We start from the raw sequence: 16067 nt of genomic DNA, 5'->3' as shown, positions 1-16067 counted from the left end.
TTGTTGCACGTAAAGTTTCAAAGTAAAACTTATGGTTGTAGATTACTTTGGGTCAACTGATGCCCGACGCATGACGCTTTACGCAAGGCGCGAGACAGGGCAGAAACAGATAGCGCAAAAGAAAAGGATGCCAGATGCCTGCATTGCTGGATACTGTTGACCCCGATGGCCTCGAAGAATTCTCGGTGGTCTTCACGGATCGTTCCCTTAACCATATGTCCGCCAGCTTCCAGCAAGTGATGCGCGATATCTCGGGTATGCTGCGTGAGGTTTATAATGCTGACGGTGTGGCCGTCATTCCCGGAGGTGGCACCTACGGTATGGAAGCTGTCGCACGGCAGTTTGCGCGCGATGCCAATGTATTGGTGGTTCGGAACGGGTGGTTCTCATATCGTTGGAGCCAGATTATCGAATCTGGCGCGCTGACCGCTCAGACGACAGTTCTGAAAGCACGCGAAACCGGCAATGCCAGCCCGTCGCCCTTTGCCCCGGCTCCGATTGATGAGGTTGTGGCAACAATCCGGGATAATCGGCCGGATATCGTCTTTGCCCCGCATGTCGAAACATCGGCCGGAGTGATTCTGCCCGATGACTATGTGACTGCAATGGCTGCCGCGGCCCATGAGGTCGGCGCCTTGATGGTGCTTGATTGCATCGCTTCGGGTTGCGCGTGGATCGATATGAAGGTGACTGGCGTGGATGTCCTGATCTCTGCTCCGCAAAAGGGCTGGAGCGCGACGCCCTGCGCCGGTCTGGTCATGTTGTCCGAACGGGCCGAGGCGCGGCTGGAGCAGACCAGCTCGGACAGTTTTGCCATTGATCTGAAGAAATGGCGTCAGATCATGCAGGCTTATGAGAATGGCGGTCACGCTTATCACGCGACGATGCCCACGGATTCGCTGCGTGCATTCCGGGATACCATGGCAGAGACGCGGGATTATGGGTTCGAGAAACTGCGGGCGGCGCAATGGGCGCTGGGTGATGGCGTACGGGCTTATCTGAAGGGCAAAGGCGTCATCTCTGTCGCCGCTGACGGGTTCGGAGCACCTGGCGTGGTCGTCAGCTATACCGCCGATCCAGACGTACAGAACGGCAAGAAATTTGCCGCTTTGGGCATGCAGATCGCAGCAGGAGTACCGCTGCAATGTGACGAGCCTGAAGGGTTCAGCACCTTCCGATTGGGCTTGTTCGGCTTAGACAAACTTTATGATGTCGATGGCACGATCGCACGCCTGAAACGGGTTCTGGATCAGGTTCTGTAAGCGCAGGGCCTCAGCGCACGCCGAGGCCCATCTGCATCAGCGTCTTGCGCACGGGCGGCAAGGAATAGAGTGCATTTAAACCCATCGCCCGAGCATCGCGCAGAGGGCGCGCCTCGATCATCGAGGCGCGATTCAGCAGGTCGATGCCTTTGACGCGCAGTTCGATTTCGGTATGGCGCGCCTTGTGATAAGCCTCCAGCATCTGCGCATCGCCCAGATCTTCGGGGCGGGCCTGCGCCAGTTCCAGCAGGCTGCGCAGATCGCCTAGTGACATGTTCAGCCCTTGCGCGCCGATGGGGGGTACCACATGCGCGGCCTCGGCCATCAGCGCGAGGCGTTCTCCCGAGAGCCGCTCCGCCGATTGGCTGATGATTGGCCAGATCGTCCGGCGCGAAGCCAGTTTCAGAGGCCCGAACAATCCGCATGAGCGTTCCGTCATCGCAGCTTCAAACGCCTCGGCTTCTAGGTTCAGCAGTTCGACGGCGCGCGGCCCGCGTTCCATCCAGACAATCGCCGACGATGGCTGACCTTGCCAATCGGGTAGGGGGACCAACGTGAACGGACCACCCGAGCGGTGAATTTCGGTTGAGACGTTTTCGTGCGGGATGGGGTGCGTAACCGCAAAAGCCAGCGCTTTCTGGCCATAGCGTGTGGTGTGCACATGGATACCGGCGGCCTCGCGCATCGGAGAATTGCGCCCATCAGCAGCGATTACCAGTTTGCAGCGGATACGGGTTCCGTCGCTCAGGTCCACACGTGCCTCATTGGTGCGTGTAAACAGGCTAACGGTACCGGTGCCGGGCCGAAAATCGACATTTGGCAGCTCGCCCAACCGTGCCACCATTTCGCGCCGCAGCAGCCAGTTGGGCAGGTTCCATCCGAATGGTTGATCCGAGATATCGGCGGCGTTGAAATCTCGCACCACGCGCGGTTTGGGCACATCGCCGCCCGCATCCACGATGCGCATGACCTGCAACGGGGCGGCATGGGCATCCAGTTTGGCCCAAAGTCCGCATTGCTCCAGCAACCCACGGGCGGGCTGCAGGAATGCCGTGGTCCGTAAGTCTGAACCGTCTACGTCCCGCTCAGTGATCGGGGGGGTTGGGTCGACGCAGATTACATCGAACCCGGCTGCGCCGAAGGCGGCGGCGGCAGTCAATCCGGCAATTCCACCACCGGAAATCAGGATGTCACAGCTGTCGGTCATTGGTTTGTCATGGGGGCAAGTCTCCGTTGCCGCAGACACTAGTGCCGTTGACCGGCAGGTGCCAAGTGACATCCTGTCTCGTATCTTCCTAACCCCGAGAGATCAGCAGAAGAACAAGGAACATCATCGGAACCATCATCAGGGCCGGGATGTAAAGGCCGGGCAGGCCAAACAGCAGGATAGAACAGCCCCACATGCTAATGAGGGCTGCGGCGGTGTAGTACAGGTCTTCAGCCTCGGCGTTGACCGCGTCGCGGGCCATCCAGCCAAACAGGGGAACTGCAAACAAAAGGCGCTGCCACAGGGGCAGACGCTGCGGCATCTCAAGCGCGGTCATTGGGGTCTCCGATTCTGTTCGTCGCTGAGGTGCATATGGGCGCTATGCTGCGACTGCGAAACGCACAGATCGTCGCAGTGTGACAGCCTATCGCAGGCGGCCCAGAAACCCGGTCAGATCATCTGTGTGATGGTGAATGTGGTCGGCTTCATGCGGGTCGGGTGCAACATGAACAGTGCGCATTCCCATTTCATGCGGGGCAGCCAGATTGCGTGGATCATCTTCGAACATTGCGGCTTTTGCGGCGTCGATACCATCCTGTGCAAAGATCGCCTCGAACGCGGCCTTTTGCGGTTTGGGACGATAGCCTGCATGTTCAATGCCGTAGATTGCATCGAACAGCCCATCCAAACCGCGCGCGGTCAGTACCCGTTCGGCATAAGGCGCGCTGCCATTTGTGTAGACAATGCGCCGCCCGGGCAGGGCGCGGATGTGGTCCGCCAGCGCGATGTCGGCCTCCATATGGCTCATATCCACCTGATGGACCGCGTGCAGATAGGGATCGGGGTCCAGATCATGCTCGGCCATCAGACCAGCGAGCGTGGTACCATATTCCCGCCAATAGTGAGAGCGGAGCCGGTCGGCTTCGGGCCGGTCGACACCGATGGCTTGCACCACGTAATCCGTCATCAGCACCTCGATCTGATCGAACAGGCGCATATGTGGCGGATAGAGCGTATTGTCGAGGTCGAACACCCATTGGGTGACGTGAGCAAAAGCAGGTTTGACCATGCTTTGGGTTTAGGGCGGTAGGCTGAGGTTTTCAATGCCGCTCTTGATTGCCAGGGCGTGTGGCGGATAGACAGGTCCGAACGAGGAGACACTACAGCCGATGCCCCAATCCAAACAGTCCAACACGGACGCCTACAGCCTTATTCTCGAAGCGATCGATGTGGGCATCTACAAGCCCGGCGACCGTCTGGTGGAAAGCGAGCTGGCCGAGCGTTTCGGCGTCTCACGCACCCCGATCCGGGAAGCCCTGCAGCGGCTGGAAACACAATCCCTGCTAGAACGGGACGGACGGTCACTTATTGTGGCGTCGCTCAATCACAACCAGATGGCCGAACTCTATATCGTGCGGCGTGAACTGGAAGGTCTGGCTGCGAGGCTGGCGGCCAAACACGCTACCGAAGAGGAGATCCGCGTGTTGCAGGAGATGGTGATTGCCGACAATGAATTGATCGGGGATCCTTCGGCGCTGTCGCGGGCCAATCGTCGCTTTCATGAGCAGATCCACCTCGCCTCACACAACCGCTATCTGGTGCAGCAGCTTGATCTTGTTCACCGAACCATGGCGCTGATGGCGACAACATCGCTGGCAGCGGAAGGGCGTGGCGAGATTGCGCAGAGCGAGCATGAAGGCATCGTTCAGGCCATTGCCGCGCGGGATGAGGAGGCGGCAGCCAAGGCGCTGCAGGACCATATCTCGGTCGCGTTCATGACCCGGCTGAAGCAGGATGCGATCCGGCGCGAGAAATAGCGGTTTCGCATTCCTCGATTGCGTGACCGTGCTGGGTCTTGTCCCAAAAGAACGGGTTAACCGCCAGTTCCCACAGACCTTTGTAAGCGGCCAGAACGCCCAGCGGGTAGTAGAGCGCCATTGTTGGCACCCATGGCAGCAGGAACCTCCGGTTTCCTGCTATGACGCCCAGCATTCCGACCAGAAGGTTGGCGGCCTCGGCAACAAGGAAAACATAGACGCAGGCGGTCAGGAAGCCCGGCGTCATGATCGGTTGGAACGGGTTGGGCAGGTCAAGGAAGATCAGCCAAAACACCCACAGAACCGGGGCCAGAAGAAACTGACCCAGTGTTCCCAGAAAAAACGCCTGCAGGCCCATAAACCGCAGAACCCCAAGATCATGCAGTAGTTTTCGTGGTTCGCGCATGTGTACCAGGTAGGTGACCATGAATCCTTTTAGCCAGCGTGAGCGTTGCTTAACCCAAGGCCAGGCGCGAAAGTTGGCCTCTTCATAAGTGGCGGTATCCACAATCTCGGTCCGGTATCCAGCGCGGCTGAGGCGGACGCCCAGATCGGCATCTTCGGTGACATTGTGGGCATCCCAACCGCCCAGTTCCAGCAGCTTGTCGCGGCGGAAGAAGAAAGTTGTGCCACCCAGAGGAACGACCAGGCCCAAACGGGCGATGCCCTTCAGGATCACGCGGAACCAGCCGCTGTATTCAATTGTGAAGCAGCGCGACCGCCAGTTGGTACGCGGGTTGTAATAGTCCAGCACGCCTTGCAGGCAGACGACGTCTTCAGGAGCTGTCGCGAAATGGCGAACGACGGTTTCGATCTGATCCGGAACCGGAGCGTCCTCCGCATCCCAGACGCCCAGAATGTCGCCGCGACAGAAATCCAGCGCATAGTTCATAGCGCGGGGTTTCGTGGTCAGTTCACCGCGCTGAGGCACGGTGATGGCGCGCATCCAGCTTGGTAGGTTGATCTGTTCCAAAGCTGCTTTGGTCACATCGTCCTGTTCTTCCAGCACCAGAATGACGTCCAGCAGTGCTTTAGGGTAGGTGAGGCGGCTTAGCCGCGCGATCAGGACATCTGCAATCTCTCGTTCTTTATAGAGCGGGACCAGGATTGAGACGCAGGGCAGGCGGAGAGGATCATCGGTGTCAGGCTCTGGCGGTGTCTTTCCGGGCCACAGATAGGCGGCGAGCCCCGACAGCCTGAGGATCAGGAACAGGCCCAGCGTCAGCAAGGTAACGCCCAAAAGAAGGCTGAGGCCGGCCATTGGAATGAGGACGAAGAGGATGGCCAGCAGCAGAAATCCGATGATGGGGCCGCTCCGCGCTTTGGCCGACCAATTGCGGCAGCTCTGTCTGGCCATAACGCGGGTTTCTGCGGCCTGTGCCAGCGGCATGGCGTAATGACGGGCGATTGCGGCGTCGATCTGCTCAGGTCCGGCCAGAACCGGAACGATGGTATAACCGTCGTCCTTCAAAGTTTCCTCGACCGCTGGGAATGCGTCGGGGCGCGCTGTAGCGATCAAAAGGATTGGCCCAACGCGCACCCAGGGCAGCACATTGTGATCCAACCAGAACTCGACCGGTTTCAGCGCACAGATGTCTGCAGGAGGTGGGACCTGCTCAAGATCGGCGATCTGCAGGCCAGTTTGATCAGATAGCGCTGAGAGAACCTGTGCACGCGTGGCCCAACCTTCCCCGACCAGTATTTCCCCCAGTGGGGCGTTCTGCTGTGCTTGCATCCGCAAAGCACGCGACAGCTGGTCGGACGTAATGATGCCTTGATCAAGCAGACAGGTGCCAAGTGGTTTGCGCGAATGTGGTCCGGGCACCGGTTGCGCCAGTGTCTGACGCTGAAGATTCAATTCGACCATAAGAAAACCCTGCCGCAAGTCACGCTGGGCAGGGTCGCTTGATCAGGGTTAACGTGCGGTTAACGCTGTTGAATTCGGCATTAAGCCTGTGTTTTTTGGTCTGCCATGGCTGCGGCAAAGCGTTCGAACAGGTAAAAACTGTCTTGCGGGCCCGGCGAGGCTTCGGGGTGATGCTGTACCGAATAAACCGGGCGACCTGTCATGCGGATGCCGCAGTTCGAGCCGTCAAACAGCGAGCGATGTGTCTCGACTACGCCATCGGGCAGCGTTTCGGCATCGACCGCGAAGCCGTGGTTCATTGAAGTGATCTCGACCTTGCCGGTTTCCATATCCTTGACCGGATGGTTAGCGCCATGGTGCCCGTGGTTCATCTTGATCGTCTGCCCACCAAGCGCCAGCGCCAACATCTGATGGCCAAGGCAGATGCCAAAAACGGGAAGATCGGTTGTGTCCAGCACTTCCTTGATCATCGGAACCGCGTATTCACCGGTGGCTGCCGGGTCGCCAGGTCCGTTTGACAGGAACACTCCATCGGGCTTGTGCGCCAGCACCTCGGCAGCCGTTGCAGTCGCGGGCAATACGGTTACGTCGCAGCCAGCCGAGGCTAGGCAACGCAAGATGTTGCGCTTGGCACCATAGTCGATCGCGACCACCTTGTGCACCGGAGCTTCCTGTCGCTGATAGCCATCGGGCCACGCCCAACGCATCTCATCCCAGCGATAGCTTTGGGCGCAGGTGACTTCCTTGGCCAGATCCATTCCTTCGAGACCTGCAAAACCACGCGCTGCGGCGATCAGGGCTTCGATATCGAAGTTTCCCTCCGGGTCATGTGCCAGCGCCACATGTGGCGCGCCCTGTTGACGGATGGCGCGGGTCAGGCGGCGGGTATCGACGCCACCAATAGCGATGCGACCACGGCGGGCTAGCCAGGCTTTCAGTTCTTCGGCTGAGCGCCAGTTCGACGGCTCGGTTGGGTCCCATTTGACGACCATTCCAGCAGCCACCGGATCGCCGGTCTCATCATCTTCGGGATTCACGCCGACATTGCCGATATGCGGGAACGTAAAGGTCACGATCTGGCCCGCATATGAGGGATCGGTCATGATCTCCTGATAGCCGGTCATGGCGGTGTTGAAGCACAGCTCAGCCTCGGTTTGGCCGATTGCGCCAAAGCCAACTCCGTAGAACAGCGTTCCATCGGCCAATGCCAGACATGCGGTGGGCTTGGACGGGGCGTTCTGTGCCATGGCGCGACTCTCCTGCAAGGTAAACGGGCGCATACCTAAGGGGGATAGAGCGCCGGGTCAAGCCTGTTCAAATTTTGGGCTATTGTTGAAAATCAATAACTTAACCATATCCATCGCCCATTGTGCCTGCCTTTTTGTTTCGATATGGTCGGGGTTCCTTTTCCATGGGGATGGACAGATCATATGGATATGCGATCACGGGTGAATGCCGCCCTGAAGCAAGCTATGAAAGACAAAGCCGCCGAGCGTCTGTCGACGCTGCGCCTGATCAATGCCGCGATTAAGGATCGTGACATCGCTTCGCGCGCGTCTGATAATGAAGAGGCCAAGGGCTGCGGCGATGCCGAGGTACTTGAAATTCTTGGGAAAATGACCAAGCAGCGCAAGGAAAGCGCACGTGCTTACGAGGAGGGTGGCCGCCTGGATCTGGCTGAGCGCGAATTGCGCGAAGTTGAGGTGATTGAGGAATTCCTGCCCAAACAGCTGGATGACGATGAGGTCAGCAAGGCCATTCAGACCGCCATCACTGCGACGGGTGCGGGTTCAATCCGCGATATGGGCAAGGTGATGGGCGAGTTGAAAACGCGCTATACCGGTCAGATGGATTTCGGCAAGGTCGGACCGATGGTCAAAGACCACCTGTGTGCCGCGTCGAATGGCGGTTAATCACGCCGGATCACTTAGTTTCCGGTTCAGATCATCGTAGAGCGCGATCCGTTCGTCCTCGGACAAGAACGCACCGATCTCAACTTCGCGCCCATCACCAATCAGTGTCACGTAATGGGGCACCGGCCCGCCGCTTGCGTGCATCTCGGGGCGGGCCCAATAGCGGTTGCAGATCCATTCCTGATCACCCTTGCGCGGGTGGTGGTGCACAAGGCGCGCTTGCGTCTTGTCTAGCGTCAACACCTCGAACACGCTGCGCGCGTGATAGTTTGTATGGATCGCCAGCCAGAGGCCCAACACCGTCAACAGCAGGAAAGGCAGCAGCCCCCACAGGACGACCGAGCCTAACATCGCCAGAAGCGGGATCAACCCGAACAGGAACACCGATAGGATGACAATCATGGCGCCACGCGGAGGAAGAGAGTTATGCGGCCAAAGGCGTAACTCATGTTCGGTGTCCGAATTTTCTGTCCATCGATAGGGCATGGCCGGAACCTAGCGCAGCCTATAACAAAGTCGAAGCCTAAACTGTCAGATCACGTGTCCAACACGTGCCCATGACAACGCGTCATCCAGTCGGTCATCTCCCCAGAACACCTCATCGCGCACGACGAAGCTGGGCGCGCCGAAGACTCCCAGCCGGATCGCGGTTTTGGTCTCGGTCTCCAGTGCTGAGACAATGTCCGGGCTGCGTGCCCGCGCGAGGGTTAGTCGCGGGTCTTGCTGGGCGCGGTGCAGAGCTTCGGTGATGGCAGACTCAGATCCCGCCTCGATGCCCTCTTCGAACCAGATACCATAGAGCGCTTGGGTGTAGGTCACGCCCCAGCCCTCGACCATCCCTAGCAGGGCGACCTGATTGGTCAGCGCAAGATCCGAGATCGGGTAGGGTGCAGGCAGGTTGGCGTGGATATGGTACTTGGCCGCACGACGTTCGATATCGCGCCACATATAGGCGGTCTTGATTGGTTTACCGGCGAAGGGGATGTTCTGTTGTTCGGACATGATGGTGCGCACGTTGAACGGGCGCCAGTTCACCGTGGCATCATGGTCAGTGCACCAATCGTCCAGACGTTTGATCGTCAGGAAGCTGTAGGTGCTGCCGATAGAATACCAGAAGTCGATCTCGGGCATCATGAATCCTCCGGTTGGCCGGATATAACGCCCGAACCAGAATAGCCTATTTTTGCTGTTCTGGCGACTGCTCAGCCAATCAGAGCCGGGCCTGAACGAAAAACCCCGCCTCAAAGGGCGGGGTTTTCCTGTCATTCAGATCGGGATCAGTGCGCGTGGCCTTTGTCCCAGTCTTCCTGCTTTGGCAGCTGCTCGAACGTGTGTTCGGGCGGCGGCGAGGGCAGGGTCCATTCCAGCGTATCCGCGTATTCATTCCAATAGTTGTTCTGAGTCACACGTGCGCCACGGAACAGGGCGTAGAACACGATGCCGAAGAACAGCAGGAACGAGGCGAAAGACACGAAGGCACCAATCGATGAAACAAAGTTCCACTGCGCGAACGCTTCGGGATAGTCGATATAACGGCGCGGCATGCCCTGACGGCCCAGGAAGTGCTGAGGGAAGAAGGTCAAGTTGGCGCCGATGAAGAACAGCCAGAAGTGAACTTTGCCCCAGAACTCCGAGTACTGACGGCCAGTCATCTTGCCGAAGTAGAAGTACACACCGGCAAAGATCGCAAAGACCGCACCCAAGCTCATCACATAGTGGAAGTGCGCGACGACGTAGTATGTGTCGTGGTAGGCACGGTCCACACCAGCCTGCGACAGCACAACGCCGGTCACACCGCCAACGGTGAACAGGAACAGGAAACCGAAGGCGAACAGCATCGGCGTCTTGAACTCGATGGAACCGCCCCACATGGTCGCGATCCACGAGAAGACCTTAACCCCTGTTGGAACCGCGATGACCATCGTGGCCAGCATGAAGTAGGCCTGCTGACGCAGCGACATGCCGACGGTGTACATGTGGTGCGCCCAAACGACGAAGCCCAGAACACCGATTGCGATAATCGCCCAGACCATCGGCAGGTAACCGAAGATCGGCTTGCGCGAGAAGGTCGCGATCACGTGGCTGATGATGCCGAACCCGGGCAGGATCACGATATACACTTCCGGGTGTCCGAAGAACCACAGGATGTGCTGATACAGGATCGGATCGCCACCGCCGGCCGGATCAAAGAAGGTGAAACCGAAGTTGCGGTCCATCAGCAGCATGGTGATAGCGCCCGCCAGAACCGGCAGTGACAGCAGAATCAGCCACGAGGTGACGAAGATCGACCAGCTGAACAGCGGCACCTTGAACAGGGTCATGCCCGGCGCACGCATGTTCAGGAAGGTGGTGATCATGTTGATCGCGCCGAGGATCGAGGAGGCGCCCGATACGTGTACGGCGAAGATCGCAAGGTCCATGGACATGCCGCCCTCGGTCGTCGACAGCGGTGGGTAGAGGACCCATCCGACGCCCGAACCAAGCTGGTCGTTACCACCGGGGCTCAGCAGAGAGGCCACGCCCAGCGAGGTACCAGCGACATACAGCCAGAAGGACAGGTTGTTCATCCGCGGGAACGCCATATCAGGCGCGCCGATCTGCAACGGCATGAAATAGTTGCCAAATCCGCCGAACAGGGCGGGAATGACCACGAAGAACATCATCAGAACACCGTGATAGGTGATCATCACGTTCCACAGGTGTCCATTGGGTGTACAAGGATCGGCCATGAAGCCTTCAAGGCACATGTACTGCACACCGGGGTGCATCAGTTCGAGCCGCATATAGACGGTCATCGCCACCGAGATGAACCCGGCAATCGCCGAGAAAATCAGGTAGAGAATCCCGATATCCTTGTGGTTGGTCGACATGAACCAGCGCGTGAAAAAGCTGCGCTGGTCTTCATGGTCGTGACCATGAATGGCTGCGTCTGCCATTAGGTGCCTCCTGTTGCAACTACACCGCGCAGTCGGACCTCTCCAACGCGCGGGATTCCTGCTGGTTTTAGAATGCGAAGGGGCGACCTTCAATGGTCGAGTTTGATCTGGATCAAGATTAATTGTCGCGGGCAGGCTGTGCTGCGCGACGATCCGGCCTCAGATGCGAAGGATTTGGGAATTCCGCCCGTCATTTCAAGTGGTGATCGGGGAAACCTGCTTGACCCGCATCGGACAGCGGCTCAGAACAGCACAGAAGTGCAATATCGGAGGCCCGAGATGACCGCATATGATCCCGAAAACGTCTTTGCCAAGATCCTGCGCGGGGAAATCCCGTCGAACCGCGTCTACGAAGATGATCAAACGGTGGCTCTGATGGATATCATGCCTCGAGCGGATGGGCACCTGCTGGTCATCCCCAAAACCGCGTGCCGTAACATGCTTGACGCTACACCCGAGCAACTGATGGCGGTGATGACAACGGTGCAGAAAATGGCGCATGCCGTGAAAGACGCCTTTGATGCGGATGGTGTTACCATTCAGCAGTTCAACGAGGCCGCGGGCGGGCAGGAAGTGTTTCATCTGCATGTCCATGTTTTGCCGCGACACGAAGGTGTGTCGATGCGTCCGCCGGGCAAGATGGGTGATTTCGACCTGATCGCTGAACATGCCGATAAGATCCGTGCTGCATTGGCCTGAGCTAACCGCTACCCTTAGCGATTGAGTTCTAAGCAACGGTAGTGGCGTGCGAGCCTGCCTCGTTTCGGATGTTCTGGAAAACAAGCCCCTAAAACGAGAATTGCCGTTCCGATATGGGGTCGGAACGGCAGACTCGTAACCAAACACTTCTCGGATTTCGCTGGGCAGCCCTGCGATCACCGGTTAACACACCACTCACTCATGAACGGCCATTACATACTATGTGGTTAGATGGCGTTTGTAAGGAGGGGATGTGAAGAATCCCTGAATTTAAGGCGAATTGGGGCGATTCAAAGGAAACACCCGCATGGTTTGCGAAACAGAATGCCCGGAAAATCGACATTGTTGTCCGGGATTTTGACCCTGATCATTCCCAGTACGTGGAATCACGTATATGTCAGACAGCTTCAGTCGCGAACACTTCATGGAAGGTCTTTTTGAGCGCCACGTCGACGTCATCCATCGTCACCGGCAACCCCAAATCTACCAAAGACGTAACCCCGTGCTCTTGAATCCCACAAGGTACGATACCTGCGAAATGAGACAGGTCTGGTTCGACATTGATCGAAATGCCGTGGAAGCTGATCCACTTCCGTAGGCGGATTCCTATGGCAGCGATCTTGTCCTCGGCCAGCTGTCCCGTCACCGTCAGAGGTTTGTCTTGCCGCTGTACCCAGACACCCACGCGACCTTCGCGTATCTCGCCAGTAACATTGAATTCGGCAAGGGCCGCGATCACCCATTCCTCAAGCTGCTGCACAAAGCGGCGCACGTCATGTCCGCGATTGCCTACATCAAGCATGACATAGACCACCCGCTGTCCAGGGCCGTGATAGGTATATTGACCGCCACGTTTGCTCTCATAGACCGGAAAACGATCCGGGTCGGTCAGATCTTCACGCTTCGCAGATGTCCCGGCTGTGTAAAGCGGCGGGTGCTCGAGCAGCCAGATGCATTCATCCGCCTCTCCCGCTGCAATCGCAGCGGCACGCGCCTCCATGAAGGCGGTGGCATCTTCGTAATCAACGAGGCCGTCAGTAGTCTTCCATTCCATAGCCGTCTCTTAAACCGTCCGCGGGGTAGGGTGAAGGGGTCAGGCAGCCTCGGCCAGACAGCGTTGCAGAACCTGCGCATAGGTGTCGGAGCCTCGCGCGCCGGTCAGCAGGTATTTCCCGCCGAATACCATCGAGGGCACACCAGAAATACCCCGGCTGGTCCAGAATTGTTGTTTCTCACGCACTGGCTGGACATGTGCACCCGACTCAAGCGCCGCGCGTGCCGCATTCGGGTCGAGCCCGGCTGTCACGACCGCGTCCAGCAACACCTCTGTTTTGGAAACATCCTGTTGATTGGTGAAATAGGCCTCGAACAGGGCAAGTTTCAACGGATGCTGACACCCCTGCATTTCCGCCCAATCCAGCAACTGATGCGCGGCGAAGGTATTCACGATCCGGCTTTCATCGGTGAAATTGAAAGTAAAGCCGAGTTCGGCCCCCAAAGCGGTCAGCTGCTCGCGCGCTTGCTGGCTCTGCTCAGGTGTAGAGCCATATTTCTCGGCAATATGCTCCCGCAAGTTCTGTCCTTCGGAACCCATGGCAGGGTTCAGTTCGAACGGATGCCAGCGCAGCCGGGCCAACACATTCTCTTGCTTCAGGGCTGCATCGAGCTGGCGAAAGCCAACAATACACCAAGGACAGACCACATCAGATACAACATCAATCTGTACGGTGGGGCGGGGATCGGGCGAGGCCATTTGCTGCTCCAGAATGCTTCCTTTTGCGTTTAGATATGGCCAAAGCGAGTGAATTCAATCACGTGTGTTTTTGCCTCTTCACATCGCGCGGTCCAGCGTCTATACGCCCCCTACCAAGTCATTGGCAGTGCGGTCGTGGCGGAATTGGTAGACGCGCAGCGTTGAGGTCGCTGTGGGGTAACACCCGTGGAAGTTCGAGTCTTCTCGACCGCACCAAGTACTTGATTTTCAACAGGTTTCTTCGCTGAATATAATGGCAAATGGAGCCTTTTGAGATGGATGTACGGGTGCCAAAGGGTCTCTTTATGAGAGGCAAGGGGCACGCGGTCAGAGTCGCAGTACTCAACGAATACCAAGCTATCATCGGTAGGAAAGAGATCGTGCGGGGTCTCGGAACGCAGGACTTGGCTGAGGCTTTGGTTCGACAAGAGGAAGTATTACCAGAAATACTTGCGTCAGTTGGCGAGGGCTCAACGCCCGAACCGATAGTAAAACAGGTTGCGCGACATAACTCTCAAGAGGGAACCACGGTCGGAGATACATCCAATCAGTGGTTGAGAGAGGCCGACGATATCAAAGAGTCCATCGAGGCTAAGCTTGAGAGTATGGATCTGCGTGGGTATGTCTGGATTCTCGTGAAGCTTTCCTATGATGAAGAGGCAGGAGCCTACATCAGTGAATCGTAGCGATCCGGATGTTCTAAGGCGTTTTCAAACGTCACAATAAGAAAGCTATCGAAGAATTTCTTCAAAACCCTTCCGTGGGAGGACATGCAACTGGCCACCATAGCCAACGTTATTGATTTCGCAGCCTTGCTTGTTCAAAACGGACGCTAGGTTCTTTATCGCGGTATTTATTCCTTTGGCTCCGCTATCTCCTGAGCGGAACGCGTTCAGCCTGCGTGCTTCTTTTTTCCCACCGCCATAGAAGTGTGTAACCGGGCCGGAATAATCCAAGTCGACTCCGAGAAGATTGATCTCTTTGTAACCCATGAAATGGCCTAACTGACAGGCTTGCAGTACAACGGATCCCCCCCGAAAGAACATATTTTTACCAGGGGTGATGGGACCGTGCGTCAAGTTAAACGGCCCATCGCCAAAGACATATGTGTTTGTTGGCAGCGGCCTAGGCGCAGAGGCTATTGCAGTACCGCTTAAAAAAGTCGCTTCTGCAGGAAACGCATCTATTTCACTCTTATAATCCCGATAAACGGCAGCATCGCTGACTATTAGAAAGCGAGGCTTCGGTAGCCCCAAAGACATTGCTTTGAAGCCGCGATTTACAACAATTATGTCCTCGCCATTAAGAAGGTGAAGTGGCATCTTTTTAAGAGAGGGACCATTTGCGACGACAAAACAACGGTTGCTGCGAGGGCAGGGCCAAGGTTTTTCACCACAATAAGCTTCATTCCAGTTTCGGCACAATTCTTCTAATTCAGCCCAACCGATCATCGCGGCCCAGGATTGGAAGCTCGTCAGAAGCCTTGTTGAATGCGGCAGTCGGGAAAGGGAGTTCCTGAACAGAGATGCCACCATGTCGTTGTCACGCGCTTCAATAGCGGCGTCCACGGCATCTTCAATTAGACCAGATATATCTTCCCCGACTGCTGCCTTTGCAAGGAGGCATCTATCATGGTAGTGAAGAATCTCTGCGCGCTGCAAAATACCGGCTGATGGCATCTTTTCATCTGCAATGCGGGCGGCTTGCGCCCAGTCGCCGGAAAAAATAACCGTCTCCAATCGCTTAAGTTGATCGAATTGATTGCGCCGGCTGCTTACCGGTTGCTGTTTCAAAACGGCTTCTAGCTTTGCGTTTTCCAACCGTTTCTCAATAGATCTCGAAACTTCGAGTATTTGCGATATAGTTTCTTTATCAAGAATTTCCGGTATACGCCCACTGCGATTGACTAACGCTCGTAACCAGTCGAACAACTTTTGGTTCTGGCGATGCTTTGACCCTTGTGGAGGATTTCTCAGTATTCTGATCCCTCGTGAGATCAACTCTTTATCTTCAAACCTTACACCAATTTCAATAAGTGAGCTTGCACGCATAGCTTCAGATAAGCTTTCGCTCACCTCAAGAAATTTGATGAGGTGATCGAACTCGTTCGACTCAGCTAGGATTTCGATCATTAATAAATCTGCGGCGGGTTTCTGCGGGGAATCCGATTTGATTCGGTCCAACCAATAACGGGCAGACTGATACTTCTGCGCTCGCCTAAGAGTTCTTGCCATGCGAAGCTTTACAAGATCACTTTTATCAAAAAAATATGGCCTCTGTACGCTCAAGCTCAGGGCCGGATCTACCGAGTGGATAGCTCGAAAAATACAGTCTGCTGCATACGCTCGTTGGACTGGGGACTTCAGATGGGGAAGGTCTGCGATCGACTTGTCGACGCCGAATTGGAAAACGATTTCGGTCGACGGCTGAATCCTGGCGACTTCATGCATGCGTATGGCGGGCTCCAACATATCGGCAAATGATCTTTTGGCGCTGAGGGCATGTTGAAACTGTTTATTTAGCCTTCTCGCTTTGAATTTTCGCCACTGTCTTCTCAAGCCCATAAGTTAATCCCCATCTAAAAATTTCTCATCGGGGTTGTATTGTTGATCG

The 16067-nt window shown here is 56.6% G+C and carries 16 protein-coding genes and 1 tRNA gene; 6 read left to right on the top strand and 11 right to left on the bottom strand.

The genetic code is table 11. The features are described 5' to 3' along the window. Positions 1-134 precede the first annotated feature (134 nt). Positions 135-1262 carry an aminotransferase class V-fold PLP-dependent enzyme gene (locus ACR0AZ_RS06850; protein ID WP_480470134.1) on the top strand — a complete coding sequence of 376 codons (1128 nt, stop codon included), beginning with the start codon at positions 135-137 and terminating at the stop codon, positions 1260-1262. A gap of 10 nt (positions 1263-1272) precedes the next feature. On the opposite strand, the gene ACR0AZ_RS06845 is transcribed toward ACR0AZ_RS06850, so the two are convergent. The 3 genes from ACR0AZ_RS06845 to ACR0AZ_RS06835 all read right to left on the bottom strand — a co-directional run bounded on the left by ACR0AZ_RS06845 (position 1273) and on the right by ACR0AZ_RS06835 (position 3538). Continuing rightward, positions 1273-2469 carry a UbiH/UbiF family hydroxylase gene (locus tag ACR0AZ_RS06845; protein ID WP_480667084.1) on the bottom strand — a complete coding sequence of 399 codons (1197 nt, stop codon included), beginning with the start codon at positions 2467-2469 and terminating at the stop codon, positions 1273-1275. 88 nt (positions 2470-2557) lie between these two features. After that, complete coding sequence (locus tag ACR0AZ_RS06840; protein WP_480470132.1) at positions 2558-2806, bottom strand: hypothetical protein; 249 nt, start codon at positions 2804-2806, stop codon at positions 2558-2560. Between the two features lie 87 nt (positions 2807-2893). After that, positions 2894-3538 carry a pyrimidine 5'-nucleotidase gene (locus ACR0AZ_RS06835; protein ID WP_480470131.1) on the bottom strand — a complete coding sequence of 215 codons (645 nt, stop codon included), beginning with the start codon at positions 3536-3538 and terminating at the stop codon, positions 2894-2896. 100 nt (positions 3539-3638) lie between these two features. Between ACR0AZ_RS06835 and ACR0AZ_RS06830 the strand changes: the two genes are divergently transcribed. After that, positions 3639-4286 (top strand): GntR family transcriptional regulator, encoded by a 648-nt coding sequence (locus ACR0AZ_RS06830; RefSeq protein WP_480470130.1) that lies wholly within the window; start codon positions 3639-3641, stop codon positions 4284-4286. On the opposite strand, the gene ACR0AZ_RS06825 is transcribed toward ACR0AZ_RS06830, so the two are convergent. Both ACR0AZ_RS06825 and carA read right to left on the bottom strand, forming a co-directional pair. After that, a complete protein-coding gene (locus ACR0AZ_RS06825; protein ID WP_480470129.1) occupies positions 4243-6153 on the bottom strand; it encodes a glycosyltransferase in 1911 nt (636 codons plus the stop codon). The genes ACR0AZ_RS06830 and ACR0AZ_RS06825 overlap by 44 nt on opposite strands. 80 nt (positions 6154-6233) lie before the next feature. Next, the gene (carA, locus tag ACR0AZ_RS06820) at positions 6234-7400 is read right to left on the bottom strand and encodes a glutamine-hydrolyzing carbamoyl-phosphate synthase small subunit (RefSeq protein ID WP_480667083.1); all 1167 of its coding nucleotides are present in this window, start codon (positions 7398-7400) and stop codon (positions 6234-6236) included. A gap of 183 nt (positions 7401-7583) precedes the next feature. Between carA and ACR0AZ_RS06815 the strand changes: the two genes are divergently transcribed. Beyond that, on the top strand, positions 7584-8066 hold the full coding sequence (locus tag ACR0AZ_RS06815) for a GatB/YqeY domain-containing protein (protein ID WP_480470127.1): 483 nt from the start codon (positions 7584-7586) through the stop codon (positions 8064-8066). On the opposite strand, the gene ACR0AZ_RS06810 is transcribed toward ACR0AZ_RS06815, so the two are convergent. The 3 genes from ACR0AZ_RS06810 to ctaD form a co-directional block, all read right to left on the bottom strand. Then, a complete protein-coding gene (locus ACR0AZ_RS06810) occupies positions 8067-8552 on the bottom strand; it encodes a DUF2244 domain-containing protein (protein ID WP_480470126.1) in 486 nt (161 codons plus the stop codon). It abuts the gene before it with no gap. Between the two features lie 45 nt (positions 8553-8597). Then, positions 8598-9197, bottom strand: a complete 600-nt coding sequence (locus tag ACR0AZ_RS06805) for a DsbA family protein (RefSeq protein WP_480667081.1) — start codon at positions 9195-9197, stop codon at positions 8598-8600. Positions 9198-9343: 146 nt separating this feature from the next. Then, positions 9344-11002, bottom strand: coding sequence for a cytochrome c oxidase subunit I (gene ctaD / locus ACR0AZ_RS06800; RefSeq protein WP_480470124.1), 1659 nt, complete (start codon positions 11000-11002; stop codon positions 9344-9346). Positions 11003-11281: 279 nt separating this feature from the next. Between ctaD and ACR0AZ_RS06795 the strand changes: the two genes are divergently transcribed. Then, positions 11282-11701, top strand: a complete 420-nt coding sequence (locus tag ACR0AZ_RS06795; RefSeq protein WP_480667080.1) for an HIT family protein — start codon at positions 11282-11284, stop codon at positions 11699-11701. Positions 11702-12098: 397 nt separating this feature from the next. On the opposite strand, the gene lipB is transcribed toward ACR0AZ_RS06795, so the two are convergent. After that, complete coding sequence (lipB, locus tag ACR0AZ_RS06790) at positions 12099-12755, bottom strand: lipoyl(octanoyl) transferase LipB (RefSeq protein WP_480658019.1); 657 nt, start codon at positions 12753-12755, stop codon at positions 12099-12101. Between the two features lie 39 nt (positions 12756-12794). Continuing rightward, complete coding sequence (locus ACR0AZ_RS06785; protein ID WP_480470121.1) at positions 12795-13454, bottom strand: DsbA family oxidoreductase; 660 nt, start codon at positions 13452-13454, stop codon at positions 12795-12797. Between the two features lie 129 nt (positions 13455-13583). Here ACR0AZ_RS06785 and ACR0AZ_RS06780 point away from each other — a divergent pair. Beyond that, positions 13584-13670, top strand: a tRNA-Leu gene (locus tag ACR0AZ_RS06780). A gap of 44 nt (positions 13671-13714) precedes the next feature. Further along, the gene (locus tag ACR0AZ_RS06775; RefSeq protein ID WP_480470120.1) at positions 13715-14140 is read left to right on the top strand and encodes a hypothetical protein; all 426 of its coding nucleotides are present in this window, start codon (positions 13715-13717) and stop codon (positions 14138-14140) included. Between the two features lie 45 nt (positions 14141-14185). On the opposite strand, the gene ACR0AZ_RS06770 is transcribed toward ACR0AZ_RS06775, so the two are convergent. Then, the gene (locus tag ACR0AZ_RS06770) at positions 14186-15904 is read right to left on the bottom strand and encodes a motility associated factor glycosyltransferase family protein (RefSeq protein WP_480470119.1); all 1719 of its coding nucleotides are present in this window, start codon (positions 15902-15904) and stop codon (positions 14186-14188) included. Between the last annotated feature and the right edge of the window lie 163 nt (positions 15905-16067).

The sequence above is a fragment of the Ruegeria sp. BE3 genome (assembly GCF_056538865.1).
Note: the sequence above shows the minus strand (reverse complement) of the source record. Positions and strands in the feature narration are given on the sequence as shown.